Origin of the sequence: Pseudoalteromonas sp. APC 3355 (assembly GCF_030407615.1) — a bacterium.
GTDB lineage: Bacteria > Pseudomonadota > Gammaproteobacteria > Enterobacterales > Alteromonadaceae > Pseudoalteromonas > Pseudoalteromonas distincta.
Genome location: NZ_JASDDB010000007.1, coordinates 83,261 through 89,863, shown reverse-complemented (window position 1 = coordinate 89,863; position 6,603 = coordinate 83,261). Strand labels below are relative to the sequence as shown.

Annotated in this window: 5 protein-coding genes; 2 read left to right on the top strand and 3 right to left on the bottom strand. The window is 37.9% G+C overall.

Annotation, left to right across the window (positions count from 1 at the left end; translation table 11 throughout):
* Nucleotides 1-94 precede the first annotated feature (94 nt).
* A complete protein-coding gene (locus QMA08_RS11355) occupies nucleotides 95-793 on the bottom strand; it encodes a SprT family zinc-dependent metalloprotease (RefSeq protein ID WP_290174542.1) in 699 nt (232 codons plus the stop codon).
* A gap of 316 nt (nucleotides 794-1,109) precedes the next feature.
* Between QMA08_RS11355 and QMA08_RS11350 the strand changes: the two genes are divergently transcribed.
* Both QMA08_RS11350 and QMA08_RS11345 read left to right on the top strand, forming a co-directional pair.
* Entirely contained in the window at nucleotides 1,110-4,442 is a 3,333-nt protein-coding gene (locus tag QMA08_RS11350; protein WP_290174541.1) for an MHYT domain-containing protein, read from the top strand.
* Between the two features lie 3 nt (nucleotides 4,443-4,445).
* A complete protein-coding gene (locus tag QMA08_RS11345; protein ID WP_002961438.1) occupies nucleotides 4,446-5,438 on the top strand; it encodes a two-component system response regulator in 993 nt (330 codons plus the stop codon).
* On the opposite strand, the gene QMA08_RS11340 is transcribed toward QMA08_RS11345, so the two are convergent.
* Together QMA08_RS11340 and QMA08_RS11335 are read right to left on the bottom strand one after the other, a co-directional pair.
* Entirely contained in the window at nucleotides 5,435-5,875 is a 441-nt protein-coding gene (locus QMA08_RS11340; RefSeq protein WP_290174539.1) for a VOC family protein, read from the bottom strand. The two genes, QMA08_RS11345 and QMA08_RS11340, sit on opposite strands and share 4 nt — an antisense overlap.
* A gap of 1 nt (nucleotide 5,876) precedes the next feature.
* On the bottom strand, nucleotides 5,877-6,533 hold the full coding sequence (locus tag QMA08_RS11335) for an HD domain-containing protein (protein WP_039487345.1): 657 nt from the start codon (nucleotides 6,531-6,533) through the stop codon (nucleotides 5,877-5,879).
* Nucleotides 6,534-6,603 lie beyond the last annotated feature (70 nt).

Here is a 6,603-nt window from a genome sequence, read left to right as displayed (position 1 = left end):
TATTCCTATATTCCTATATTCCTATATTCCTATATTCCTATATTCCTATATTCCTATATTCCTATATTCCTATATTCCTATATTCAGGTTGACTTCAAAACACCCATTGTAAACTCATACTGTTTTTCTTTAGCCATGTTGATGATGCTTTATAATTAGGAAAAAAATGCTCAACGTGTTGCCAAAAAGCTTTGCTGTGGTTTAAGTGACGTAAATGCGCTAACTCGTGGACAATCACATAATCAATAGCATGATAAGGCGCTCCGATTAAATGCAAATTAAATGTTAGCTCTCGCTTACTATTACAACTTCCCCACTTTCGCTTATAAATAGCTACTTTTAGACTCGTAGGTAATTCTTCACCCATTTGTGCGCAGAAGTACGCTAAACGCATTTCTATATATGCAGTTAGTTGCTCTTTTAAATATTCTTCAAGAAGTTGCTGATATTTTTGCGAAGTATTTTTAACGCGCGAAGAGTGCGTAATAAGCAAGCTGTCGTTACAGTTTAGTACTTCGGACTTAGTACTTTGCTTAAATTCTATGTTTACAATGCTATCAAAGATTAAAATTTGTTTGTCTTTGAGCGGGTTCTGTCTGCTATCAGCAATATTGTGCTGTTTAGTTAATTGAGCATTTACCCACACCTGCTTATCAAAAAGCCATTCTTGGATGTGTTTATTACTAACAAACTGAGGGGCATATACAGTCACCTTCTTGTTATGTACTTTAATGGCAACCGTTTTACGTTTTATACTTTTCTTTAACTGATATTCAAACACTTTCATACTCATTAATGATATTGCTACGAGAAAATTCACCAGCAATTAATAAAACCAAATAAAGTGTAATTTTCGCTTAGTTAAGCCAATTCATTAGTTTTCTTAAGGTTACTCGATAGAAACTTAAATATGACCATATAAATCTAACTTAGTCCTGTGACAGGCAATACATTAGAATAAAAAACACCAACTAAAAAACTAATCCCTGATAAATAAAAGAAAACTAAAAGTAATAAATTCGTTATTTTATTCACTTCATTGAATTAACGGTTTATTTATTAATTAATTAGATTAGACTTGATAAATAAAGATTATATTTTGAGCCATTATGTTATCAGCTTTTTTTATCACAGACCAAGATCCTAGCTTAATCATTAATGGCGTTTACGATCCTCTATTAGTTTCAATGTCATTGCTAATTGCTATTTTTGCAGCCTTTTTCACCATTCGACTTATAGATCTCGCAAAAGAAACTCAATTTCCCAGCTACCAACGTTTAGCAAATGTGACCGCTGCTACTGTTTTTTCGGCTGGTATTTGGAGTATGCACTTTATTGGTATGCTTGCCTTTTCACTGTGTACTAATATTGATTATGATCCAACAATCACTCTCCTTTCTTTTATACCAGCATTTATAGCATGTCAGTACGCTGTATCAATGCTAGTAAATAGTAAAGGGAATCTAAAAGTATTGTCGATTTGCTCTGTGTTACTAGGAGCCGGCATTGGCACTATGCATTATAGCGGCATGGCTGCAATGGACCTTGCTCCTTTACTTAGATATGATCCATTGATTTTTGCGTTATCAATCATTGTTGCTGTAGCCCTCTCCTTTATAGCCCTTTACAGTCGCTTTAATCTTGAGCGTTTTTTACCCTCTTTATCACCTCTTCAAAATAACTCAATTAGCGCTGTTATTTTAGGGTGTGCTGTTGCTGGTATGCACTACATGGGTATGGCCGCTACACGTTTTGTAGCTACATCGCCACTAATCTATGATGATGCTAATGCAACCGCAGGACTAACTTTTATCGCCATTGCAGTCGCCACAGCAACTATCGCGATTACAAGCGTGGTTGGTGTAATAAATGGTATGGTTCGCTATCGCATGCTACTTGAGGAGAAGTCGGCAAAAGAATCCCGTCTAAATGCTATTTTAGGTACCGCTATAGATGGCATTGTTACCATTGACCATGCTGGTATTATTTTAAGTTTTAATGAAGCCGCAAGTAAAATTTTTGGCTGGCAAGAAAACCAAGTTCAAGGCAAAAACGTAAAAATGCTAATGGACGATAACATTGCCAAGCACCACGACGAATACCTCTTAAATGCTCACAATGTTGATCTAGGTAAAATAATAGGCATAAACCGTGATGTATATGCAAAACACATGAACGGACATGTTTTTCCTATTCGCTTAGGTATAGGCGAAGTAAATCAGCCGGGCCATAACCCTTTATATGTTGGCTTTATCACCGACTTGACCGAACAACGCGCTTTGCAGCAAAGTTTAGAAGAGAAAGAACAAAAATACCGCTCTCTTATCGATAACATGCCCGGAGTCGCGTTTAGATGCAAGTTTGATGACAACTGGACTATGTTATTTATTAGTCCAAATATAATTGAGCTTACAGGGTATAACCCAAATGAGTTTACAGAGCATTGTATCGAGTTTAATGACTTGGTCTTGAAATCAGATCAAAAACAAATAGTTGATGAAGTCACTAAAGCTGTTGATGCAAAGTCTCAATATTCTATTGAATACCGAATTAGACATAGAAATGGCAAAATTTTGTGGTTGTTAGATAAAGGGAGTATCGACTTTGATGCTCAAGGCAACCCAAAGTGGATTGATGGTGTTTTAGTCGATATTACTGAACGCAAAGAATATGAAGAAAAACTTGAGCAAGCTAAATTTAAAGCTGAAGAAGCTGCTCATGCAAAGCAATCTTTTATGGCTAATATGAGCCATGAAATACGCACCCCAATGAATTCTATAATAGGTTTTAGCGATCTATTAATGGACACCCCACTTGATCAAGAACAACAAAAGCACTTGGTTACCGTAAATAATGCAGCGCGTTCATTACTAAGATTGTTAAATGAAATTCTTGACTCTGCAAAACTAGAACGCGGTAAGCTCACCATTGAGCCAGTCCACTTTAGCTTAAAACCAGTGATAGACAGTATTATTTCTACTTTTTGGCTAGAAGCTAAAAAGAAAGATTTAGAACTTAAACTCCATATTAAAGAATCAGTAAGTTCTACGTACTACGGCGACCCAGATCGACTCAGACAAGTACTCACTAATCTAATTGGTAACGCGATTAAGTTCACCGAAGAAGGCTCTGTTACGGTCACCGTTGGCATGACACAAAATCAGCATCTGTTTTTTGAAGTGCAAGATACCGGAATTGGTATTGCAAAAGATCGTATTCAAGCTGTATTTCAACCTTTTGAACAAGCCGATGGCACTACTACTCGCCGCTTTGGTGGTACAGGCCTTGGTACAACCATAAGTAAACAACTTGTAGAGCTTATGGGCGGAACAATAAACTTAGTAAGTGAGCTAGGTAAAGGCACCTGTTTTTACTTTTCATTGCCGCTTACTTTAGGTGACGAATCTAAAATAGATTATTTTGATGGTCTACACACCCAACTGCCTGCACTTAGAGTGCTAGTAGTTGATGATATAGAGCAAAATACAGAACTACTGTCTTTGCTTCTATCACGCGATCAGCATTCAGTTACCAAAGCGTCAAACGGACTTGAAGCGATTAAAGTATTTGAAGAGCAAGACTTTGATGTCATATTAATGGATATACATATGCCATTGTGTGATGGCATACAAGCAGCACAAAAAATAAGAGCAATAGAAAACCAAAGGCAGCTTAAGTACACGCCAATTATCGCGCTCACAGCAAGCGTATTACAGCAAGATAAGCTTACGGCTAAAAAAGCAGGCATGAATGGCTTTGCCAATAAACCCGTCGATATAAATCAGCTTAACCAAGAAATAGCGCAAGTGCTGGGGCTTGGTATTGCAAAAGAAATGGTTATATCGCAAAGCGATCCTAAAGCGCAGCATATAGATTTTGAAAAAGGATTAGCACTTTGGGGTTCTAAGTGTAAGCAACTTACAGAGATTACTAAGTTTGTTAGTGATAGTGATAAGCGGTTTGAGAGATTATTTAATGATAAATTATCAAACATAAAAGATGTCGATAGCCTCATTCACACACTCAAAGGTGTTGCTGGTAACTTAGGGCTAACAACGTTAATGAAGTTATTAACCGATTTAGAGCACAAGCAAAGTGATGCTAAAGTTATTAGTCTTTTAGACGATATCAAAAACGAACTACTTATTATAACGCAACTGCTGTCATCAAATACTTGCGATGAGCCAAATAGCAAGCCTGAAGATGATGGCTCAGATACTCTATCAATAGATGAGATTAAGCAATTGTGTGAAACACTTCATCAAGATGCGCAAAACGCAGAATTAAATGATGAACTACTCGCAAAGTTGCAACGCGGCGCACCTTCTACCTTTCAAAATGAAGTTGATGATATAGCCGAAGCCTTTGATGAATTTGATTTTGATAAAGCACACGTAATACTAGAAACCTTACTTGAAAAACTAACAAACAATGAGTATTAATTAATGGATTTTACGACAGATAGGCCACGGGTATTAATTGTTGACGATGAGCCTGCAAATCTAAAAGTAATGCGCGAAGTGTTAGGTAATCAATATCGTATGTCGTTTGCCAAATCGGGTGATGCCGCACTAGCACTACTTGAAAAAGAGCTACCAAAGCTAATTTTGCTCGACATAATGATGCCAGATATGAATGGCTTTGAAGTATGCCAAATAGTTAAGAGAAATCCTAAAACATCACACATCCCAATTATTTTTGTAACTGCGCTTGGCGATGAAAGCGATGAATACAAAGGTTTTGAGTTAGGTGCAGTAGATTATATTACTAAACCAATAAGCCCTGCCATTGTAAGGGCAAGGGTTAATACTCACTTGTCGCTAGTACAAGCAGAGCAATTAAAGCAAGCTCATGTAGATTTAGTAGAACGTCTAGGCCGTGCAGCGGAATATAAAGACACCGACACGGGTGAACATATAGTGCGCATGAGCCAATACAGTAAAGTATTAGCGTTAGCACTAGGTATGGACGAGCAACGAGCAGAACTTTTACGTCAAGCTGCCCCAATGCACGATGTAGGAAAAATAGGTATTCCTGACGCTATCCTACTCAAACCTGGAAAGTTAACCTCTGAAGAGTTTGATCATATGAAAGAGCACGCCACCATTGGCGCGCAAATTTTAGCAAACTCATCATCTCCTTTACTACAACTTGCGCATACACTTGCAATTGAACACCACGAAAAATGGGATGGCTCAGGCTACCCTAACGGGATCAAAGGCGAAGAAATATCAGTTGAAGGTAGAATTGTTGCTATAGCTGACGTATTTGATGCACTTACCTCAAAACGCCCTTACAAAGAGGCTTGGAGCGTAGAGAAAACAGTTTTGCATATGCAAGAGCAAGCAGGAACTCATTTCGATCCCGCTCTAATCGAGCTATTAGTAAAAAACTTAGACGATATTATTGCTATAAAAAATGCAAATCAAGAAAGCTAATTCTTTTTAGCACTGTGAGAGCCAAGCTCAACATTTGGGTAACAAGATTTTATATAAAGATAGTCATGTGAGGTAATTTCATGGCTATTGCCACTTTCATCTTTAAAGTACATAGAAAACGTTAAACCATGATCTGCTAAAACTACTTTTATATTTAAACTCTCAAGATGAATACGCCATTGAATAAATTGATCCCCTGAGGCTAAAAATGCAATCCCTTTACTGCGCCCCTCTCCTTCAAACAATGCTAAACGAGTGGTTGAACAAGCATCTTCAAGCGTTAAAGGGCCTCGCCCATCCTCATCCCAAAAGGCAAGCTCTGGCACTACGCTAAAACCTAAAACCCGCTCATACCACTTAACGGCATTAGCTAAGTTATCAACATTTAAATGGCAATGATCAATGCCTGATAATTTCGGTATGCTTGTATTATTCACGTTACTCACCAATTTCTGACTTTAATTGCTCTAAAAACTCATGCATATACCTTGTTCGTCTATTCGCCTCTGCTTTAGCTGATGGGGTATTCATACTATCGGCAATATGTAATAACTTTATGAAAAAATGATCAAGCGTGTATGTTTTATCATCAGCCTCACGTTCAACACAAAAAGGGTCATTTGGGTTATATAATAACCGAGAAATTGAGCCACCAACCTTCATGCATCGGCTAACGCCAATAGCGCCCAATGCATCCATTCTGTCGGCATCTTGTACTATTTGCGCTTCAACTGTTTTAATTTTTATATTTGCGCTGAAGCTATGTGCTGCAATTGCATGATGAATCTCATCAAAAAGTGACTCGTCATAATTAATCGATTTTAAAAATTCCAATGCCTTATCAGCTGCCATAGTAGAGGCTTTTGCACGATCAGGGTGGTTTTTAGCCACCGCCACACAGTCGTGCATCCACGCTGCAGGTAATACTACTGACATGTTTGCCTGCTCCGCATTACATAACTGTATTGCAACGCGCACCACTCGCTCTATATGAGTAATGTCATGAGCAACATCGGCATGCACTAAAGAGGCGATAAACCCTCTACATTGTGAGTTAAGTATTTCTAAATCAGGGCTTAAAGCGACGTCAGACAAAGTTAGGTTCCAAAAAGCTAATTAATCAATGAATTATCCGTACTTTACCGTGCTTTATGCCCCCCTTGCA

Coding starts and splice junctions, on each gene's coding strand:
- QMA08_RS11355 (WP_290174542.1), bottom strand. CDS start 793: ATGAGTATGAAAGTGTTTGAATATCAGTTAAAGAAAAGTATAAAACGT.
- QMA08_RS11350 (WP_290174541.1), top strand. CDS start 1,110: ATGTTATCAGCTTTTTTTATCACAGACCAAGATCCTAGCTTAATCATT.
- QMA08_RS11345 (WP_002961438.1), top strand. CDS start 4,446: ATGGATTTTACGACAGATAGGCCACGGGTATTAATTGTTGACGATGAG.